Origin of the sequence: Paenibacillus elgii NBRC 100335, assembly GCF_004000865.1 — a bacterium.
GTDB classification, from domain to species: domain Bacteria; phylum Bacillota; class Bacilli; order Paenibacillales; family NBRC-103111; genus Paenibacillus_G; species Paenibacillus_G elgii.
Map to the genome: position 1 here is coordinate 1 of NZ_BIMB01000047.1, position 20,785 is coordinate 20,785.

At 51.7% G+C, this 20,785-nt stretch carries 17 protein-coding genes; 4 read left to right on the forward strand and 13 right to left on the reverse strand.

Annotated features, from left to right (window positions below; all coding sequences use genetic code 11):
- Positions 1-1,801, reverse strand: a 1,801-nt coding sequence (locus PEL01S_RS26310; RefSeq protein WP_255320167.1) for a condensation domain-containing protein, incomplete at its 3' end; no start/stop codon positions are given.
- Between the two features lie 493 nt (positions 1,802-2,294).
- On the opposite strand from PEL01S_RS26310, the gene PEL01S_RS26315 reads away from it, so the two are divergent.
- Positions 2,295-2,660 carry a hypothetical protein gene (locus PEL01S_RS26315; protein ID WP_127462361.1) on the forward strand — a complete coding sequence of 122 codons (366 nt, stop codon included), beginning with the start codon at positions 2,295-2,297 and terminating at the stop codon, positions 2,658-2,660.
- 113 nt (positions 2,661-2,773) lie between these two features.
- On the opposite strand, the gene ptsP is transcribed toward PEL01S_RS26315, so the two are convergent.
- The 11 genes from ptsP to PEL01S_RS26370 form a co-directional block, all read right to left on the reverse strand.
- The gene (ptsP, locus tag PEL01S_RS26320; RefSeq protein ID WP_127462362.1) at positions 2,774-4,513 is read right to left on the reverse strand and encodes a phosphoenolpyruvate--protein phosphotransferase; all 1,740 of its coding nucleotides are present in this window, start codon (positions 4,511-4,513) and stop codon (positions 2,774-2,776) included.
- A 39-nt stretch (positions 4,514-4,552) separates the two neighbouring features.
- Positions 4,553-4,831 carry an HPr family phosphocarrier protein gene (locus PEL01S_RS26325; RefSeq protein WP_127462363.1) on the reverse strand — a complete coding sequence of 93 codons (279 nt, stop codon included), beginning with the start codon at positions 4,829-4,831 and terminating at the stop codon, positions 4,553-4,555.
- 14 nt (positions 4,832-4,845) lie between these two features.
- Positions 4,846-5,298 carry a PTS sugar transporter subunit IIA gene (locus PEL01S_RS26330; protein ID WP_108533588.1) on the reverse strand — a complete coding sequence of 151 codons (453 nt, stop codon included), beginning with the start codon at positions 5,296-5,298 and terminating at the stop codon, positions 4,846-4,848.
- Between the two features lie 49 nt (positions 5,299-5,347).
- A complete protein-coding gene (locus PEL01S_RS26335) occupies positions 5,348-6,721 on the reverse strand; it encodes a PTS fructose transporter subunit IIC (RefSeq protein ID WP_063177916.1) in 1,374 nt (457 codons plus the stop codon).
- Between the two features lie 36 nt (positions 6,722-6,757).
- Entirely contained in the window at positions 6,758-7,696 is a 939-nt protein-coding gene (gene pfkB / locus PEL01S_RS26340) for a 1-phosphofructokinase (RefSeq protein ID WP_127462364.1), read from the reverse strand.
- A complete protein-coding gene (locus tag PEL01S_RS26345) occupies positions 7,686-8,477 on the reverse strand; it encodes a DeoR/GlpR family DNA-binding transcription regulator (RefSeq protein ID WP_127462365.1) in 792 nt (263 codons plus the stop codon). The genes pfkB and PEL01S_RS26345 overlap by 11 nt, the downstream gene beginning before the upstream one ends.
- A 188-nt stretch (positions 8,478-8,665) precedes the next feature.
- Positions 8,666-9,865 carry a Ger(x)C family spore germination protein gene (locus PEL01S_RS26350; RefSeq protein WP_127462366.1) on the reverse strand — a complete coding sequence of 400 codons (1,200 nt, stop codon included), beginning with the start codon at positions 9,863-9,865 and terminating at the stop codon, positions 8,666-8,668.
- Positions 9,852-10,946, reverse strand: coding sequence for a GerAB/ArcD/ProY family transporter (locus PEL01S_RS26355; RefSeq protein ID WP_127462367.1), 1,095 nt, complete (start codon positions 10,944-10,946; stop codon positions 9,852-9,854). The genes PEL01S_RS26350 and PEL01S_RS26355 overlap by 14 nt, the downstream gene beginning before the upstream one ends.
- 28 nt (positions 10,947-10,974) lie before the next feature.
- Positions 10,975-12,453: a spore germination protein gene (locus PEL01S_RS26360; protein ID WP_127462368.1), complete on the reverse strand. Its 1,479-nt coding sequence runs from the start codon at positions 12,451-12,453 to the stop codon at positions 10,975-10,977.
- 164 nt (positions 12,454-12,617) lie between these two features.
- Positions 12,618-13,550, reverse strand: a complete 933-nt coding sequence (locus PEL01S_RS26365; protein ID WP_127462369.1) for a response regulator — start codon at positions 13,548-13,550, stop codon at positions 12,618-12,620.
- A 168-nt stretch (positions 13,551-13,718) separates the two neighbouring features.
- A complete protein-coding gene (locus PEL01S_RS26370) occupies positions 13,719-15,011 on the reverse strand; it encodes a sensor histidine kinase (protein WP_127462370.1) in 1,293 nt (430 codons plus the stop codon).
- Between the two features lie 189 nt (positions 15,012-15,200).
- On the opposite strand from PEL01S_RS26370, the gene PEL01S_RS26375 reads away from it, so the two are divergent.
- Positions 15,201-16,790 (forward strand): sensor domain-containing diguanylate cyclase, encoded by a 1,590-nt coding sequence (locus tag PEL01S_RS26375; protein WP_127462371.1) that lies wholly within the window; start codon positions 15,201-15,203, stop codon positions 16,788-16,790.
- A gap of 58 nt (positions 16,791-16,848) precedes the next feature.
- Here the strand turns inward: PEL01S_RS26375 and PEL01S_RS26380 are convergent, their stop codons facing one another.
- A complete protein-coding gene (locus tag PEL01S_RS26380; RefSeq protein WP_127462372.1) occupies positions 16,849-18,057 on the reverse strand; it encodes an FAD-dependent monooxygenase in 1,209 nt (402 codons plus the stop codon).
- Positions 18,058-18,134: 77 nt separating this feature from the next.
- Here PEL01S_RS26380 and PEL01S_RS26385 point away from each other — a divergent pair, with 77 nt between their 5' ends.
- On the forward strand, positions 18,135-18,518 hold the full coding sequence (locus PEL01S_RS26385) for a TetR/AcrR family transcriptional regulator (protein WP_204343403.1): 384 nt from the start codon (positions 18,135-18,137) through the stop codon (positions 18,516-18,518).
- A gap of 342 nt (positions 18,519-18,860) precedes the next feature.
- Positions 18,861-20,702, forward strand: coding sequence for a fibronectin type III domain-containing protein (locus tag PEL01S_RS26390; RefSeq protein WP_127462374.1), 1,842 nt, complete (start codon positions 18,861-18,863; stop codon positions 20,700-20,702).
- Positions 20,703-20,785 lie beyond the last annotated feature (83 nt).

Consider the following 20,785-nt stretch of genomic DNA (forward strand, 5'->3'; position numbering starts at 1 on the left):
CCGTCGGGCCGGCTGCGGCATCCGGATTCGAGCTGTCGTCGCTGTAGACATCGTCTTGGCTTAAATCGACGATTTTACCCGCAAAATCGGTGTGCATCCGTTCGCCGCCCCGCACAAGCAGCAGCTTCGCGCCCGAATCCTCCAGCATATACCGGATACGCTCCTCGGGATAGTCCGGATCGATCGGCACATAAGCGCCTCCGGCTTTCAGAATGCCGAGGATGCCGACGATCATCTCCAGAGAACGCTCGGCCATAAGGCCGACGGGTTGATCCGGGCATACACCTTCGCTCCGCAAAGTCTGCGCCAGCCTGTTCGCCCGCTCGTTCAATTCCCGGTACGTCAGCCCATGCCCCTCGAAAGCAACGGCAAGCCGCTCCGGCGACCGCTCCGTTTGTTCTTCAAAGAGCTGTTGGATTGTTTTGTTCCGGGGATAATCTATCGCCGTATCGTTGAATACCGATACAAGAGTATGCCTCTCCTCCTCGCTAACCAAGGATACCCGAGACACGGTTTCGTGCGGATGACAAACGATATAATCGGCAATCTCAAGCAAATGTTCGGTCATCCGCTTCACTTCGGCTTCGTCAAATAATTCCGTGCGATAATCTACAATCAGCTCTATCCGCTGCTCGTCGGGCATTTCCTTGACGTGTATGACAAAATCATTCACTTCGTGGCCGCAAAATTGATTGCGGGTTTGGACGCTGAGATTGTCGAAATGTACCCATCGCATCGGCTGATATTCCACCGCAACGCTGAACAGCCGGCCCAGGTCCCTGTTATTGTGCAGCTCTCTTACGTCTTGGATAAGCTGATTGTACGGGTATTTTTGATGGCGCATAATCGTGCTCTGCTCCTTCGCCACCGTCCGCAAAAACGACACCAGATTCTCGTCCGGCTCTACGCCGACCCGGACCGCCACGGTGCTTGCAAACATTCCTAACGTCTCTTTTTCTTTTTTCGAGCTCCGATTGCCGTAGATGGCTCCGAGCGTTACCTCGCGCTCATTCGTCATTTTATGTAAATAAATATAGATGGCTCCTAAGAAAAACGTGAATGCGCCTATGTTATGTGCTTCCCAAAACGTTTTCAGTTTGGCGTAAAATTCACCGCTGACCGCTGTGTTGTCCCGCTTTGCAACCGTGCTCACCGACAGGTGATTGTACGTTTTTAGTCCGGTCGCTTCCGGAAGGGTTTGAAACTTATCGAGCCAGTACGCCCTGTCTTTTTTGAAACGTTCCGATTGCTCGTACTCGATTTCGGTTTGAATATAGTCCAAATACGAATGCGTCGCTTTGCCGGAAGGAGACTCCCCTCGGACCAGCTCCAAATAGGTGTGCATGATCCCATTCCCGATCAGCCCCATGGAAATACCGTCGGAGATGACATGATGCATTCTTAAGTTACACCGGACTTCATGCTCGTTGACTTTGAGAATCGTAAATTCGTACAAGTCGGAATGAAGCAGCTCCATCGGCTTCCGATTGTTGAGCTCGACCCACTCCTCTACATCCTGATCGCCTGCGGAAAAATCCAAGTACCCGATTTCGGCCGGCTGATAAGGCTGAATATACTGCTTCGGCTCGCCGTCCTCCGTCAGCAGCCGAATGCGCAAAGCCTCGTTCCGTTCGATAAGCAGCTGGACGGACCGGACCAGCGCTTCCCGATCGACCTGGCCTTTCATAATGATGGCTCCCGAGAGCATGCAGGCGGCGCTGTTCGGATACAGCAATTCCGTATACCATATTCTTTGCTGCGCCCGGGTTAAAGGAAATAATTGAAGACTCGTCGTGCTCACATGAATTCCTCCTCGTTGAAATTACGGTTGGCAGCGGACAAGCGGTTTTCAAACGCTTATCCCACATACTCTTTGCCCCATGAGATCAGGGGTGGTCATAACACGATCGGTTATCCGAAACGTTTTGGAAAATCGATAAAAGAAAGCAGGTCATGCTGACGAAGTCAGTCGACCATCTGGAACGTGATTACAAATTATAAATAAATATCTTATTTAATTAAAAATTTACTTATTCATTATAACCCCCTATATATTCCATGTATATACATAATATGTGATTATTTTGTAAACAAATACATACTTATGACGACACATTGAAATGAAGATTTTCATTCTAATCCGCAAAATAAACCAAATCATGGATAAAATCATTCTAAACCCGGAGGTTAATATATGTAAAATTAAGTTATTTTTATTAAATTTTACAACCTCTCTATTGACTCTACGAAAATATAATAATAACCTTATTTTGACAAATTTAGGAGGTGTTTATGTGAAAAAGAAATTATTATCTATCGGTTTAACTGCTATCTTAACCATTGTTGGCGCAAGTTCTGCATTAGCTGTTCCAGGTGATTCTACTGCCGTAACAGCATTGCCCTATGCAAGTGATCAAACGAGAGGTATTGCAGGAGCCGATACGAATGGAAAAATCACGTTGCAATCCAAAGGTCAAGCTTCTGCTGTTTTGTGGAAAGTATGTCCCGGCAGAACAGAAAGAGTTGTTGATCTGAGTACATCAGCTACTAAACAGGAAGATTCTTGGCAAGTTTATATGAATGAAGGCTGCAATTATTACGCAGACGTATTTTCTAATAGTTCTTCTTCCGCCACTCTCTATCTTCGAAACTACAATTAATCAATAAAAAACAGCGCCTTCTTCATGAAAATTAAGAAGGCGCTGTTTTTCGATAAATTTAACGTTGGGAGAATTTCCACCCGCTTCGAGCTGTTGCTCGATAATACTTTAAGTCACACGCCCGGCTCTACCTGCCGATGGAAGGCTTCCAGTGCTTGTCTCACCTCGGCGGCCGTATCCAGCGCCAGTACGCGCTCTGCAAGAGAGGCACACTCGCTTCGATTCACATGGACGATGACCTTTTTCACCTTGGAAAGCGAAGATGCGGACATGCTCCATTCGTGAAGGCCTAAGCCGACCAATAGAGGGGCGGCAAGCGGGTCGCCGGCCATCGTTCCGCACATCCCCGTCCATTTGCCGTGACGGACCGACGCATCGATAACCTGTTTCACCAATCTGATGACGGCTGGATGGAAGTAGTCGTACAAATGGGATACCTTTTCGTTCATGCGGTCGACGGCAACCGTATACTGCACCAAATCGTTCGTTCCGATGCTGAAAAAATCAACTTCCTTAGCGAAGCTATCGGCCATCAGAGCCGCGGACGGAATTTCGATCATGATCCCAAGCTCTACCGAATCGGCGAACGGCTTGCCTTCCTGACGAAGCTGTTCGCATGCCTGCTCGTAAATCGACTTCGCCTCGCGCCATTCCTCCAGCCCCGAAATCATCGGAAACATAATCTTGACGGTTCCATGAACGCCGGCTCTGGCGATCGCTTTAAGCTGGGTAAGAAGCAGCTCTTTTCGATCCAAGCCGATCCGGATCGCCCGATAGCCGAGAAAAGGGTTCTGCTCCTTCGGCAGCTCCAGGTAAGGAAGCTCCTTATCTCCCCCGATATCCAGCGTACGAATGACGACGGGACGGCCCCGCATCGCTTCGGCTACGGCCGAATACGCTTGATATTGGGTTTCTTCATCGGGCAATTGCGATTGTCCCATGAACAAAAATTCCGTCCGGTACAGCCCTACCGCTTCGGCCCCTTGCTCCAACAGGGACAACGATTCCTCAACCGTTCCGATATTCGCGGCCAGTTCCACCCGAAAGCCGTCCTTCGTGACGGCCGCACGATTCGCGTAGGCCTTTAGATCGGCCCATTCCGATTCTTCCCGCTGCTGCTGCTCCCGAAACGTTTCGATCGTTGCCGCAGACGGGCTCACGATGCAATCCCCCACAGAGCCGTCGATAATAAGCTCATCGCCGTGACCGATAATTTCAATCCCTTCCCCGATCCCCAAGACGGCGGCGATGCCTAGCGAGTTGGCCAGAATCGCCGTATGCGACGTCTTGCCCCCTATTCGGGTAACAAACCCGAGCACCAGGTTTTTATCCAATTGCACCGTATCCGAAGGGGTCAGATCGTCCGCGACGAGAATAACCTGCTCCCGAATGTCCGAGAGCCGGGTGCCTTGATGATCTGACAATTGGGCGAACAGCCGGTTGCCCACATCGCGAACGTCGGCCGCTCTTTCCCGCATGTACTCGTTCGCCATGCTCTCGAACAAGCCCGCGACCTGAGTCACGACTTTGTGAACCGCCGTCTCGGCCGTCCACTGCTCCCGCAAGATCAGATCTTCCATCGGAGGGTAAAAGACCGGGTCCGACAAGAAGCTAAGCTGCCCCTTCAAGATCATCGCCTTATCTTCCCCTAGCGTGCTTTGCGCGCGATCAATCAGCGCTTGAAGCTGCTCCGAGCATTTCGCCTTGGCTTGTTGAAGCCGCTGCAATTCCAGGCCGCTATCGTCGGTTTTCCTGCTCTCGATATCCACTAGTCTGACAGGCGAGTAGACGAAAGCTTTTCCAATTCTCACCCCGGCCGATACGCCAAGTCCCTTCATCTTTTTTTCCGCCATCGATCGTCTCTCCATTCCCTGGCTCTTTATTCTGCGATGCTAACCTTCCCCAAAGCCGCTCTCTACCAGTTCGACTAGCGATTCAAGCGCTTCCCGCTCATCCGGTCCGTCCGCCGAAAGGGTAACGACGGAGCCTTTCTCCAGTCCCAGGGTCATCAGACCCAGGATGCTTTTTCCATCCGCTTCCGCCGTACCTGCTTCCTTATGGAAGTTCACGGTAATTTTCGATTCAAATGTCGTTGCTTTCTCCGTAAATAGCTGGGCAGGCCGAATATGAAATCCCGAAGCGTTTCGGATCGTAACCTCTTTCGTTAGCATACACTTGTCTCCTCCTAGATGGTTTGCAATAAGTCGATCAATTGCTGTGGCTCTGTAACGTTCAACAAGCTTTGACGGAACTGTTCGTCAATGAGCTTCCGGGAAAGCGCGATCAAGATCTGCAAATGCTCGTTGCCCGCCGCTTCCTCCGGAACGGCGATCATGAACACGATCGATACCGGATTTCCGTCCAGAGACTGCCAATCGAGCGGCTGCGTCAGCTTGGCAAAAGCCAATCCGGCTTTGCTTACGCCGCCAGACTTTCCGTGCGGAATGGCGACGCCGAAGCCGATTCCTGTCGATCCCGTCTCCTCCCGCTTCAGCACAGCGTCCAAATAAGCGGACTTGTCGCGGAGACATCCTGCGGCTTCAAGCCCGTCGATCATCGCCCGGATACAGCTTTCCTTGTCCGATGCTTCCAGTGGAATCATAATGCTTTGTTCCTGCAAAAGCGCTTGAATATTCATGTGTTCATCCTCCTGATGGAATAAGGGTGGTGTTGGATAGAATCCGCGTTTATTTCAGAACAGGCTTTTTTAACAAATTCAATACGATCGCCGTAACAACCGTTCCTGCTACGATCGCTGCGGCATACAAGGCCAGATGGCTGACCGCGTTCGGAATCGGCAGTACGAAAATGCCGCCATGAGGCGCACGAAGCGTCGCGCCGAAAAGCATCGATAAAGCGCCCGTTAACGCGGAGCCGATCATGATCGAAGGAATGACGCGGAACGGATCGCTTGCCGCAAACGGAATCGCCCCCTCCGTAATGAAGGAAATTCCCAGTACGGAGGCTGCCTTGCCGGCGTCCCGCTCTTCCTTGGTATACTTCTTCGGAGCGAGCAGAGTCGCTAACCATAGTCCGAGCGGAGGCGTCATCCCTGCGGCCATCACGGCAGCCATCGGCCCGTACACATCGCTGGCCAATAAGCCTACGGAAAACGTATATGCCGCTTTATTCACCGGTCCGCCCATATCGAACGCCATCATCAGTCCGAGCAAACCGCCGAGCAGGACGGCATTCGTCGACCCGAGCGATTTCAGCCATTCCGTCAAGCCGTCCATGATCGTCTTCACAGGTTCACCGATGACATAGATCATTAGAAGTCCGGTTATGCCAGTCGCCAGAAGCGGAATAAGCAAAATCGGCTTTAAGCCTTCCAAGTTTCTGGGCAGCTTGATGTAGTCCTTTAACCACTTCGCAACATAGCCGGCCAAAAATCCGGCAATAATACCGCCAAGGAACCCTGCGCCGATTTTGGAGGCCAGCATGCCGCCTACAAGACCGGGGGCAAGACCCGGCTTTTCCGCAATCGAGAACGCGATGAATCCGGCCAAAATCGGAACCATGAGCGCGAACGCCGCTCCGCCCCCGATATCCATTAGCGCGGCAGCCAGCGTGCCTTTCTCTTTAAACGCCTCGATGCCGAACACAAAGGAAAGGGCAATCAGCAGCCCGCCTGCCACGACCAAAGGAAGCATATGGGATACGCCTGTCATCAAATGCTTATACGCCCCGGTACGGGAGGCGCTGCGCTGCGCCTTCGATTGCTCCACCTGCTCCCGGTAGTCTGCGGCGGGTGCGGCTTGTTTGTTCAACGCTTCGTCAATAAGCCCCGACGGGTCTTTAATGGCCTGAGCTACCGGCACTTTAACAACGGGCTTCCCTGCGAAACGGGATTCCAATACATCCGTGTCAGCCGCCACAATAATCGCATGCGCCTCGGCAATCTCCTCCGGGGAAAGCTCATTCTCCACGCCGACGGCTCCTCGCGTCTCTACCTTCATCGGAACCTGCTTCTCTCTCGCCGCTTTGGCCAAAGATTCGGCAGCCATATAAGTATGCGCCACACCGGTCGGACAAGCAGTCACAGCCAAAATCTTTTTCATACGGAGCGCCTCCTCAACTCATGATCGCAAATGAAATTATAAGGGCCATATCGTCACCTTGCTTACCTTCTCTTCCACTTCGGCAAGCGTACAAACTTCCGTTCCCGGCTTGGAAGCGGTCACCGTTCCCGCCGCCGATGTCCACCGGGCCATCTCCTCCAGAGGCTTCCCTTCCAGCAGGCAGTACACCAAAGCGGCCACCATGGAATCGCCGGCGCCGACCGTGCTCAGAGGCACAATCGGAAACGGCTTGGCGCGCACCGCTTCCGTTTCGCTGACCAGAATCGACCCTTCGGCTCCTAAAGAAACGGATACATATGCGATTCCTTTACCTGTAAGCCTTCTTGCAGCGGAAACAATCTCTGCGTCGGTCTGGAAGGTTTCATTAAAAAGCGCTTCCAACTCGTGAATGTTTGGCTTAATCGCATACGGAACAGCCTCAATCCCGTGCCTGAACGGCTCTCCGTCGGCATCCAGCACCGTCCGGGCTCCGGCGCGATTCGCAATCTCGATTAACGTGTTGTACGTATCGTCCGGAACTCCGGGCGGCAGGCTGCCTCCCAATACGACAATCGAAGCGTTGCGGACTGCGTCGGTATACCTCTCAATGAACTCATGCAGCGCTTTCCGGCTGACCGTAAAGCCCGCTTCGTTGAGCTCCGTCGTTTCTTGGGTGCATTCGACGTATACTTTCAGATTGGTTCTGGTCTCGCCTTCCGTCTCGATAAAAAAGCTAGGAATGCCCAGACCGGTAAGCTGTTCGGTAACGATCTTTCCCTGGTGACCGGCCGTCAATCCCCAAGATGCCACATCGACGGCAAAATGCTTGAGCGCTTTGGCGACGTTAATTCCTTTGCCGCCGGCGTCCGTTCTCCACGCTTTAATCCGATTTAATCCGCCGCTCACGAACTCTTCGATCGTTACCGTTTTGTCCAAAGCCGGGTTGAGGGTTATGGTAAGAACTTTAGAGCTCATGTCCTCTCCCCCCGGTATGGACAACCGTCACCGGCAGGCCAGCAGCCTCCAGCTCCTCTCGCGCATTTTCCGGCAATCCGTCGTCGGTGATCCAGCGGTCAATCTCCGGCAGCTCGGCCACTTTGGCAAACGATACTTTTCCGAATTTGCTGTGATCCGCAAGCAAAATCACCTGTTTGGCAGAACGAAGAATACTTTGCTTCGCCGAAGCTTCCAATATATTGGGCGTTGTCAGCCCGATCACCGGGTCCAGCCCGTTGGTTGCCAGGAAGGCTTTGTCCACATAGACCGCCTTCAAAGCTTTCTCCGTTAACGGCCCGACCATGGCGAGCGTTTCATGACGAAGCGATCCGCCGGTTAGCACGAGATCCACGCCTGGATGCGTGAGCAGTTCTTGCGCGGCCATGACCGAATTGGTCACCACGGTTAATTGCTTGAATGCCTTCAGTTCCTTGGCCAAATAATACGTTGTCGTGCCGGAATCCAGAACGATCGTGTCCCCTTCTTCGATCATGGCCGCGGCGGCTTTGGCAATCGCCTCCTTTTGTGCCCGGTAGCTGTCTTCCTTCTCCATGAACGGCGGCTCCGAATTATCGTTTACCAACGCTACCGCTCCCCCATGCGTGCGGCGAAGCTGGCTGCTCTCCTCCAGAATCTTCAGATCCCTGCGGACGGTCGATTCGGATACTTGAAACTGCTGTGCCAGTTCCTGAACCGAGGCTCGTTCCCGTGTTTGAACATAATCGGCGATTTTCTGCTGACGTTCTTCCTCAAACAGCATTTGTGTCCCTCCCCCTGCTCTGCCTCTCTCATGCTCATATTTGACTGATATTTCATTAATGTTTCTCATTTATGATTGTATATGATTATTTGTGATTTGTACAGCGCTTACTTTTGTCTAATTTATTAAATATCAGTCGAAAATGAGCATAAATTTGCACATGCTAACAAAGCAAAATGAGTCTCCCTTCATCCCCCCTTGCTTCCTCTCGTTCCAAATTCGACGATTCGAGCCTTAACTTGGACCTCGACCGGGGCTTCGCTAAACGTAGAATCCCAATTCTCTTTCACCTTCCCCCATACCTGAGGGTATTCGATTTGTACCCGCTTCCCGAAGCCTGCGACATCCAGCCTCAGCTTCTTTTGCATTTTGACAAGCGCCTTGTTCATCGAGGTCTTGATCGACGCTTCTGCCGCCCGCTCCGCTCTGGCGATAAATTCTTCCTTAAAAGCATCGTCCGAAGCGACCCAATCCTCCCGCAGCCTGCCCTCCGTCTTAATCTCGACGTCAAAGGAAATACGTCCGTCCTTGTGCTTGGGCTTGATCGTTCTTTTGATCTTGCGAACTTCATAGACGATCTTGCCCCCGCCTTTCGGGTCCGTTCCTTCGATAATGCCGGTTCTCTGCTTCTGCTCCTTCAGCCAGTTCAAGCCAACCGTCTCTTCCTCGTCCAACCAGCCGGCCATTCTGGCATCCTTTCCCCGGATCACGGCGGCACCGGACACTTTCGTCTCTTCTCGCGCTGTAGAAAGCCATTGAATGACGAAATTGCTTTTCTTGGTCAAGTTTTCGGACATTTCCCCCAGCTTCATGATCGACGGCATGCGCAGCGTTGTGCGGTATCCATCGGTCATGCCTCTTAATTTCAAGGCCGGATTGGTCACGATGCCTTTTTTCTCGAAAGCCGTTCTTGTATTTCCTTCGCATATTAACACCCGGATCGACCGTCTCGCTTCCGGATTGCGAAGCAAGAAGTTGATGATATTTCTCAGATCAAAGCTGCGCGCCACCTCCTCGCTGATGAGAATGATCCGCAAGTGCTCATAACTGGGCTTACGGGATAACCGCGTTGACAAACCGTTAATGATGTCGAATACGAGACTCCCCTCGCTAACGACGTTTATATAATCTTTTTGCGCGGTCGCTTTCTCTTTTGCCGCGAATTGCTTTGGCACGGCAAAATGATGCGTCATCGAGATTTGCCGAGACTTTTCTTGTTTCCCCTCCGGCCTCGCATTCCCTTGATTCGTTATTTCTTTGGCGGACTTGTCAAAGCCGATGCCAAGCACGATCCCTACATCCTCAATCTCGACCCGGTCCCAGCAGCCTGTCATGGACAGCAGAAAAAGACTTGCCGAAAGCACGCGTAAGCCTCTAGCCGTTCTCATGGCCTTTCCTCCTCAGCTTGACGAAAATCCAGAAGTAGATCGGCATGATCACAATAACGAACATGGCAAAATTATTAAGAAAACTGCCGAAGCTCAAGACGTCGTTTAATTTTTTCGGGAATATGGCAATGATATAAATCACCGGGAACAGCAGGTAAATAAAGGTCCGAAAATTCCTCCGGAACAAATGCCCGAGCCCGAGGCTAGCAACATAATAATACGGAACAAACGTCGCATACATCGAGATGACCCAAAGCACGGAGAACAAAGACTCGAACCGTTCGAAGAATCCTCCCGGCAATTCGATGTCCTTGGCTACCGACATCGTCGGCCAAGTCAGCGTCCTGACTTCCTCCACCGTCAGCGTTCCGATAGAAATCAAAACGGTTAACGTATACAGAGGAATCACGATGCCGATGCCTGTCAGCATGGATTTTACGGCGTCCCGGGGCTTCTTCATGAACGCGCTTAAAACCAGCATAATCTCGAAGCCGCTGTAAGCGAAAGTCGAGGAGGCTATTCCTTTCCATACCGGCATAAATCCTTCCCCCAGCACCGGCCTGATATTGTCCAGTTCGAACTCCTGAAAGCTGAATCCGATAAGAGTAATCAGGATAATTAAGATCATGGGGAAAAATAGCTCGATGAATCGCGCAATCGGGTTGATCCCTCCTGTAGCGAGATATGCCCCAACCATCATAAAGACAAGGATGATGCACGAAATCGGAGTTTTATCCAGCAAATACATGTGGATCACCTCGCCCATCACACGCGTCAAATACCCGGAAGATATCGTAAAATAGGCGCTAAGGAGGACGATGTGAATCGCACCTATCGCCTTGCCGAATACGGTTTGGCTAAATTCAAAAAATGTTTGCCTTGGAAAACGCCCGTTTAACTTGATGATGATATACCCGAACAGCAAGGCGAGGAGCCCGCCAATCAGAACGGAAATCCATCCGTCCGGCGTCCCCGCCTCCTTCGCCATGACTTGCGGCAAAAAAAGGATTCCCGTCCCAATCATGCTTTTTGCTACGATAAGCGAAGCTTGCAGCGATGTGATTTCATCTTTACGGATCATGATTAAGACGATCCACCCTTACCCTTTTCTATTGGCGTGTGCGATCTTGCGGTCTGCCCAGTTCCGGACGCCGCTTCATCATTTGGAGAGGCGCTCTTATAAGCAGGTCTTTCCAATTTCTTGCCCGCATGGGCACAAAGGGAGCCATATAATCGACCCCGAAGCTCTTAAGCTTCACAAGATGCGCCATAATGAGAATAAACAGCAGGATCACGCCATAAAGTCCAAGTACCGCCGCGGCCATCATCATCGCAAACCGGAGCATACGAATGGCAATCGCCGAAGAATACTGGGGAAAAGCGAAGGAAGAAATGGCGGTCAGCGCCACGACGATTACCATAATAGGACTGACGATGGCCGCTTGCACCGCCGCTTGCCCAATGACCAACCCGCCGACAATGCCGACAGCTTGTCCGATCGGCTTCGGCAGCCGCAGCCCCGCTTCCCGAAGAAGTTCGAGCGTCACTTCCATAATGAGCGCTTCGATGATCGATGGAAAAGGAACCCCTTCCCGTCCCGCTGCAATGGAGATGACGAGTTTCGTCGGAATTAATCCATGGTTGTAAGAAATCAAAGCAATATAAAGTGCAGGAAGAAACAGAGCGATGAATGCCGCCCCATATCGCAGGATGCGAATCAAGGAGGCGGGCAGCCACCGTTCGTAATAGTCCTCGGAAGAAGTCATCAGCATCGAAAAAGTGACCGGTATGATCAAAACGAAGGGCGTGCCATCCACCAGCAAAGCAATCCGGCCTTGCAATAAGGCGCTCGCTACCCGATCCGGCCGCTCCGTGTTCTGCATCTGGGGAAACGGCGACCATTCATTGTCCTCAATGAGCTGTTCGATATAGCCGGATTCGGAAATCTCATCGATATCGATCCGTTCGATCCGGCTCTTCGCTTCCTCCACCAGCTCACGGTTTGTCAATCCCTCGATATAAATCAGGTACACGTCCGTTTGAGACCGGCGTCCAAGCTTGTAAGGGATCATGGTGAAGCCGGGGTCTTTAATTCGGCGCCGAAGCATGGCCGTATTGCTATGAAGCTTCTCGACAAAGCCTTCTCTCGGACCCCGAACAACCGCTTCCGATAACGGTTCTTCAATGGAACGGCTCTCTCCTCCGACGGTGCTTAGAACGATAACATCGGTCAATCCGTCCAGTAATAGCGCGGTATTCCCATCAAGAACTTTACGAACGCAATCCTTCAAGCAGCGCATCTCATGAACCTCCGCTGTCGAAACGACGGAATCGGAAATGATGCTCTTGAGCTGCTGTTTATTCGTGGCGGAATCGCTGGACAGACCTCGTTCCCGCATTAAAGGCTTGATCACTTGCTCGTTCAGAACGGTTTTATCGACCAGACCGTCGATATAAACGACAGCCGCTTGCCAGGAGGAATGTCCAACTCGAAACTCTCGGAAAATCACGTCGGGGCTATGCCCGATCGCATCCTTCAGCATCCGAAGGTTTCCGGATAGTTTATCTGTGAACGGAACATCCGGCATCTCTTCCACCTTCTCCTGCCATGGGTTTTTTACAAATTTTCACCCTGTATTATCTCCAAAGAATTACATTTTATGATGTTTTTGTTTTTGTCTATAAAAAAACCTGCACCGGCAGGCTGCATACGCCAGTAACAGGAGTTTCGGTATCAGATACGCTTCGGGAGTCAATTCAACGTCGCCATCATTTGCTTTGCTTCCAAATATAGGACTTGTACGAATTTTTTCGTATTGATTTTATGGTTTACAGGGGGCTTTCGATGTTCTTCAAGTTCGATCATTCTTTTTCGAACTTCCATAAAATCGAAAAATTTCACGGCGTAATTTTCAAACTTGGGATTCGTATAATCCGTTATGCCTAACGAGGCGAGATGATTTAGCGCATGAGATATCGCTCTCCGTACACGTTGTTCAGCCGCCTTGATTTCTTTTTGCACGAGCTCGGAGTCAACGGATCGTTCCTCGAGTTTTTTCAACGAGATATACCAAAAGAGATCTTTTAAAGGCGGAAATTCATCCTTTATCGTTCGCTCCGATTCGCCTTGGACCAAATACTCCAACATCTCGAGCAGGTCATAGGTTCCGCTTTCCCCCGTCATCCCCAGCTCCGACAACAAATAATTGCCGCAAGCCAGAATGGTCGTTTCCCCTGACCGTTGAATCTTTTTTTCGTTTAGATCAACCGGGGAAAGAAAGTCGATCGATTGCCTGATGGCTTGAATCGATGTTTCCAGCAGCATGCATTCCATCACTTTCTTAACGATCGCTATGAGCTCAATCCGGTTTATAGGCTTAAGGACGTAATATTCGATGCCCAGCGAGTAAGTACGGCTGACGATGTCTTTCGAGCCAACCTCGGAAAGCATAATGATCTTTCCCAAGAATACAGGCAGTAGTCCACGAACGGTCTCGATTCCGTCCCGGTTCGGCATGAGGACGTCCACGAAAAGAATGTCCACTTGGTTCATGACGATCGATTGAGCATCGAGCTTCGCTCCATCCTCTGCTTCTCCCACGACTTGGCCGAGACCCTCATCTTCAATGATCTGCGCCAGCATAACACGAACCGCAGGGTCATCGTCTACAATAAAAAACCTCATGAGTTTGCCCCTCCAGTGGCCATGTTGCTCACGAATGCCTTCCCTGCTGCTTCCATACTTATCGATAACGCTTCCACTCCCTCGGCCGGAAAAGGCATGTATCCAATCGTTTCCATAAGTCAAACTCACTTTGAACATACCATCTCGACTACTAAAAAATATAAAATTCTACACGACGCTTGATGCGCTTCTAATTTTGAAGGTCGGAAGACATACGATAAATGTCGTGCCGGTGCCTTCTTCGGAAGAGCGTACGGCAATCTCCCCACCGAGTGAATGGACAATATTCCGCACATGCGACAGTCCGATTCCGGCTGCGGCTACCCCGCTTTCGTTATATTTTGTCGTGAATCCGGGTTGAAAAATAATACCGCGGTGCGATTCCCGAATGCCGCATCCCGTATCGGAAACAACGAAGACCGTCTCCACCGACTCTTCATACACGCGTATACTGATCGTCCCATGCTCATGAATGGCTTCCACCGCGTTTGAGACGAGGTTATTCACAATGGTTAGCAAGGGAATAAAATCGCCGGTTCGGTAATCCGTATCGAGATCGGTCGTGAACTTGATTTTCTTTTGGAACATGCGGCTGTACTTTTCATTCGCTTTTACGACAAAGCCGAGCATTTCCGCCAAGCTCATATCGACAACGATTTCACTGTCGTATAATTTGGTGAGGCCGGCCAAGATGCGCTGAGAATCCTTCTTGACTTCGTGAATCTGCTGGGCGATGCTTAAAGCTTCTTGGCCGTAATGCTCCAGGTTCTCTTCTTTTAATTTGGAATAAAGATTGTAGCTCTGCTCGGTAATCGCTTCGATCGTACCCATGGATTTTTGCAAATAGAACGTTTCCCCGTACAGCCCCGTACCCACATGCAGCATCTGCTCCATCCGTTTTTCCTTCTCGGCATGAAGGATGCGCATTTGGCCAATCACGATGCTGCTGTACAGCCCGATGACAAAATAACTGCGCACAACGGTAAGGATCAATAAAAGAAGCCAGTCGTCCAAATGCATCACATTCACGCCGAGCAGCAGCCACCGCAAGAACAGCTCGGCCCCGTTCGAGATCAGATCGATTCCCGAGACAAGCCCGCCTAACCTAAGGGGATTGTATTCATGAATTGTTGTTCGAAGCCTGTCCATGCAGAGAGCAAACACGATATAATATACACCGGCGGCCACATTATTCTGAAGGCTTGCGGTGAAAGAGAGCGGCGTCGAGTGGGTCAGCCATTCGGTCCCCTGAAAGCATACGCTGAATATTCCCGTGATGATCCCGATCTTGAGGTAAGGCAAGTGGCGCATAAACAGCAAGAAGAACAAAAACGTGCTGGCGCCAAGCCCCATACGAAAATAATCTCCATGAAACGGATATACTTTGATTTCAGCGCCGATAGCCGTCGTTAGGGCGATAAGCAAAATTTGCATCGTTTCATTTTTGAGAAACCGCCTCACAAGTGTTCCCCCTATGGCGATATTTTTTAAAATGAGTATAAACGAAAGAAGATCATCCGCCAACATTCATATTTGGTTCTCTGCAAAGCTTGGGCGCTTTTTTTAAAAAATCGGTCAATGAAAAGGATTATGGCAGATCATGTCGAAAATGAAGTGGAACTTAACTTGGAAAATAAGGAGGGGGATACCATGTCCGGACCGTTCGGGATTCGCTGTGCCGAAAAAAATAAAATCAGTCTTGCCACCCTGTTAACCGGGCTGGTCTCCCTTTCCGTCGCGCTTACTTTGACGATTCTGCTTCTCGCGTCTTATCATTCCAATAAGGAATCGTTATTCGAAACGACCTTTGCGTTGAACTATTCGGCGGCGACGAAAATGAGCCATTCCATCGATTCGTTATTCCAATCGATGCGGGCCGGTCTGGCCTATACCGGCGCCCGTCTTTCGGCCGGCGATCTATCGGACTCACAAGAAATGCAGAGGCAGCTTGAAGCGCTGCGCCTGGGCAGCCATTATTTCAACTCGATCGCCGTCGTGGACGAAACGGGTCTTGTCCGCGGTGTGGAGCCGCCTTCCGTCGGCACGACCGGACTGCACATCGCAACGGAAGCGACCAAAGAAGCGCTCGCGGTAAAAAAATCGTATATATCCAAGCCCTACTATTCGGCCACCGGGCGGCTTATCGTTTTTATGAGCGAGCCGCTATTCGATAAAGACGGCATATATCGCGGTTATATCGGAGGCAGTCTTTATTTGCAGGAAAACAATATATTGAATATGATGTTCGGGATGCATAATCTCAATAGCGACGGTTCGTACTTTTATGTCGTCAGCTCCAACGGTTATTTATTGTTTCATCCGGACAAATCCCGGATCGGCGACGATATCAATGCCAATCTAATCGTTCAGAAGGTACTTCGGGGCGAAAGCGGATATGATCAGGTGACCAATTCCCAAGGAATCACCTTTCTTGCCGGCTATTCCCCTGTTCTGGAGAACGGCTGGGGAGTCGTCGTCCAGTCCCCCATCGATGTCGTTTATGACGAATTGAACCGGAATATTCGCGCGATCCTGCTGTACACTCTGGCCCCGTTCGCCGTATTGATGATCGCCGCCATCTGGCTTGCCCGGCGTTTGGCCCGTCCGTTCGTGTCTCTTGCCGATCTGGCCGGAAGATTGGGCAGAGGCGAAAGAATCGTTCTTCCGGAGGCCAAGCATCACTGGAACCGGGAAGCCGACTTGTTGACACAGACGATTACGCTTGCGTTAAGCGATCTGCAGAAGCAGACCGAGCAGTTGGCTCATGCCGCGATGACCGATTCTTTAACGGGGTTAACGAACCGCAGGACGTTTGAATCCATCATGACGCAATGGACGGAAGAGCAGTACTCCTTCGCCCTGATTGTCATGGATATCGATCGGTTCAAGTCCATCAACGATACCTACGGTCATCAAGCGGGCGACGAAATATTGAAGCATCTGGCCCGCGTCGTCACTTCGTCCGTAGGTCCCCATGACATATGCTGTCGCTACGGCGGAGAAGAATTTGTCGTGCTTCTGCCGCTTGCCACCGCTCCGGAGGCTTTGATCACGGCGGAACGTATTCGTACAGCCTTTGAAACGAGGGAAAATCCTCTCGGAATCCCGATAACCATCTCGTCGGGCATCGCCCATTATCCATCCCACGCCGAATCGGCTGACATGCTGTTTCAACGGGCCGACCACGCTTTGTATCGGGCCAAGGAATCGGGGAAAAACAGAACCATCGTCGCCGACTAGAAAATGGAGCGTTTCCACATGAGTCGAATCGTGGAGACGCTCCGTTCGTTGTGCCGGTTTATGGTTCCTCATATCGTTTTAACTCGATCCCGCTCGCAGCTTTGGCGATCATCTTCGAAATCATTCGAAACGTGGCATTCATCAAGAACGGCACGCGAAGCATCCAATTTTGCAGGATGATTTTGAAGCTGGAGCTGGCGACCATCCCCTCTGCCGCTGACTGGCCGATTTTCTGGTTTTTCTCCACAAACGCTCTCATCCCTTGCTCGTAGGCTGCAAAAGCCTGTGCATGATCCCCTTTCGCGAGTTTCAACTCACCGGCCAGCACATAAGCACCGACGAGCGCCAGGCTGCTGCCCTGCCCGGAAAGCGGCGACGGGCCATAGGCCGCGTCGCCTACAAGCGCAACACGGCCTTTCGACCATGCAGGCATGTGAATTTGGCATATCTCGTCAAAATAAAAGTCTTCCGCCTCCTTCATCGCATGAAGCAGCCGCTGGGTTTCCCAACCGTTCTCGCCGCCGAAAATATTGGCTACAAGCTGCTTCTGGGCTTCGAGATTGTGCCGGTCGCATGGCAATGTCCCCGATTTAAAAATGAACAGTCCTCTAGCTTCCGTGTTGTCGCGTGCGCTGTACATCCCTACCGTCTTACCACGAACGGCATAGATTTGCTGGCAATGGTTGAGGTCCAGATAATTGCGGGTCGTAAATATCGAAATATAGCAGCCCAGCGAACGTTTAAACTGTTCCTCCTCGCCAAAAGTCAGCCTGCGAACATTGGAATGAAGCCCATCCGCTCCGATCACCAAATCGAAGGTTTGCGGCTTGCCGTTCGCAAATTGCACCTCCGCCCCCTCTTCCGTCTCGCGAATTGCGGTGATCGAATCATTCCATAGATAGTTCACCGTATCTTTTGTGAGATTGTACAACATATCAGTCAGATCATCGCGCATCACCTCGATGTCCAAACCTGCCTCGTTGCCGATGCTCGCTTCGCTGATCCGGCCTTTAATCTTGCCGCTGCCGTTTACAAAATAAACGCCGGTCATTTGCGTATCCGCCGCACGTACTTGATCGAGAATGCCCATCCGCTCCAGGACCATAAGAGCCGCTCCGCGAATATCCACCGCGTAACCGCCCCGCCGCAGGGCCGGGGCCCGCTCAACGATCGTCACCTCAAAGCCATGGCGGTGAAGCCAGTAGGCAAGCGCCGGTCCGGCAATGCTAGCTCCTGAAATCAGTATGCGTTTCGTTTTTTCGGTCATATAAGACACGCTCCTGTCTTAAAATTATTAGGATGAGGATGATATCCGCTCGATCGCAGCGCGGACCGAAACGCGAAATGAGTCTGAAGCAGATCGTGGATTCCGCCATTGCCATAGCCGATAAAGAAGGACTGTCCGCTGTGTCTATGAATAAGGTCGCCGCATCCTTGGGATTTACGACCATGGCCCTCTACCGTTACGTTCCTAGCAAAGAAGATCTTATACTTCTTATGCAGGATGCCGTGCTCGATATCTCAATCCCGGAGGAAAATTCCGCTCACTGGCGCGAAAATATGACCGCCGTTGTCCTCGCCATCATGAGGTGCTTTCAGGAACAAGGCGGCATTGGAGCATCTCGTAACATCAGAGCGGTTTCCCCATCTGTCGCCGGTCATCCTTGCGGGCGCCTATTCGCCGGAGAACGATTACAAGGATGGGCATTCCTACGGTTTCGAATTTGATTTTGGCCTCGCCCGAATATTGGATGGGATTGAGCATTATGTGAATTCCAAGCGATAGTTATGAAAAAAGCTCTTGTCACAGTTAATGGCAGGAGCTTTTTTTCATAGAACGAAAATCTTTGGACTAATTTCTCCCCTTTCGATAAAAAGTTCTCCCTTCTTTCGGGCACGGACTATCCCATATAATAGTAAGTAATCCTTATTGCGGAAAGGAGGATAGTTAAGGGACTGAACGACCGGAAGGAGGGCATGCCGAAGATCGAATTTAGCGATGAGGATTTTTTGTAAGCGCTTTATATTTTATGCGATTTCAATTACCAATCCATTAAAGGAGGCTCAACGATGAACTTTCATGGTTCCCGCTTGTATGCACGTCTACGCCCCCGTTTGCTATTAGGGCTCGTTACCGCGCTCATCATCTCGCTTTTTTCCGTCATTGCGTCCCCTCTCCCCTCTGCCGCGGCTCCCGCCGGAGGCTATAAAATCGTCGGCTATTGGCACAACTTCGACAACGGCTCAGGCTTTATCCGGCTGCGCGACGTATCTCCGGATTTCGACGTGATTAACGTTTCGTTCGCGGAGCCGACAAGCGGCGGTGGCGGTGTGATCGGCTTCACCCCCTATAACTACACCGATGCCGACTTCAAAGCCGACGTCGCGTATCTGCAAAGCAAAGGCAAGAAGGTCGTCATCTCCATTGGCGGCGCGAACGGTCAAGTGCAGCTCGCGACTACGGCCGCTCGGGACGCGTTCGTCAGCTCGGTGACGGGCATCATCGAGAAATACGGGTTCGACGGACTCGATGTTGACTTCGAAGGACACTCGCTCTATTTGAATGCCGGCGATTCCGACTTCCGCCATCCGACAACGCCCGTCATCGTTAATTTGATCGATGCGCTCAAGTCGCTGAACAGCCACTTCGGCACGGACAAATTCATTCTGACCATGGCGCCGGAGACGTTCTTCGTCCAGCTTGGGTATTCATTCTATGGCGGAAGCTGCATCAGCTGCGATTCGCGCGCCGGCGCCTACCTGCCCGTTATTTATGCGACGCGCGATATTCTGGACTGGCTCCAAGTGCAAAATTATAACTCCGGCCCGATCACCGGCCTCGATGACCAGTACCATACGATGGGCAGCGCCGATTTTCACGTCGTCATGGCCGATATGCTGTTGACCGGGTTCCCCGTGAACAAGAACGCCAACCTGTTCTTCCCGCCGCTGCGTCAGGAGCAGGTGCTGCTTGGCTTGCCGGCGAACGGCAATGCGGGCGGAGGCTTTACACCGGTTGCTGAGGTGCAAAAGGCGCTCGATGCGCTCGTGAAGGGCCAGCAGCTTAGCACCTACAAAACGCGGGGCAGCGCAACCGGTTACCCGAACTTTGGCGGTCTGATGACATGGTCGATCAACTGGGATAAGTTCAATCAATTCGAGTTTTCCACGAAGCACCGCGCCTATTTGAACGCCTTGAACCCGCCGGCGCCGGATACGCAGCCTCCGACGGCTCCGACGAATTTGGTATCGACCGGCAAAACCGCAACCAGCGTCTCCCTGTCCTGGAATGCTTCGACCGACAATGTCGGGGTGACCGGCTATACGGTCTCTTATGGCTCCTCGCAGGTGAACGTGACGGGCACGAGCACAACGATACAGGGCCTGAAGCCGAATACCAGCTATACGTTCTCGGTAACGGCCAAGGATGCCGCCGGCAATGTCTCGCCCGCCAGCAATGCGGTGATGGTCAAGACGGACGAATCGTCCGGCGACACCCAAGCCCCGACTGCGCCGACTCAACTGAGCGTTGTCTCCAAATCGGCTACGAGTGTAACGCTGAGCTGGGCAGCGTCCTCCGATAATGTCGGAGTGACCGGTTACACGGTCGCCTACGGATCGTCGCAAGTGAACGCGACAGGAACGAGTGCCTCGATAGAGGGCCTGAAGCCGAATACCAGCTACACGTTCTCGGTAACGGCCCGGGATGCCGCGGGCAATGTCTCGCCTGCCGCAGTAATTACGGTGACGACGGATGCACCGTCAGGCGCGCAGCCGTGGGCCCCCGGAACCGCCTATAAAATCGGCGATGAGGTTACATACGCTGGCAAAACCTATGTGTGCCGCCAAAACCACACTTCGCTGCAAGGCTGGGAGCCGCCGAATGTCGCGGCGCTGTGGCAGCTGAAGTAAGTCGAGCACGCAGCAGCTGACGAAGCCGAGATCACTCACGCTGCGAAAATGCCGCTTGCCGCCGGATGGCGGCAAGCGCATAA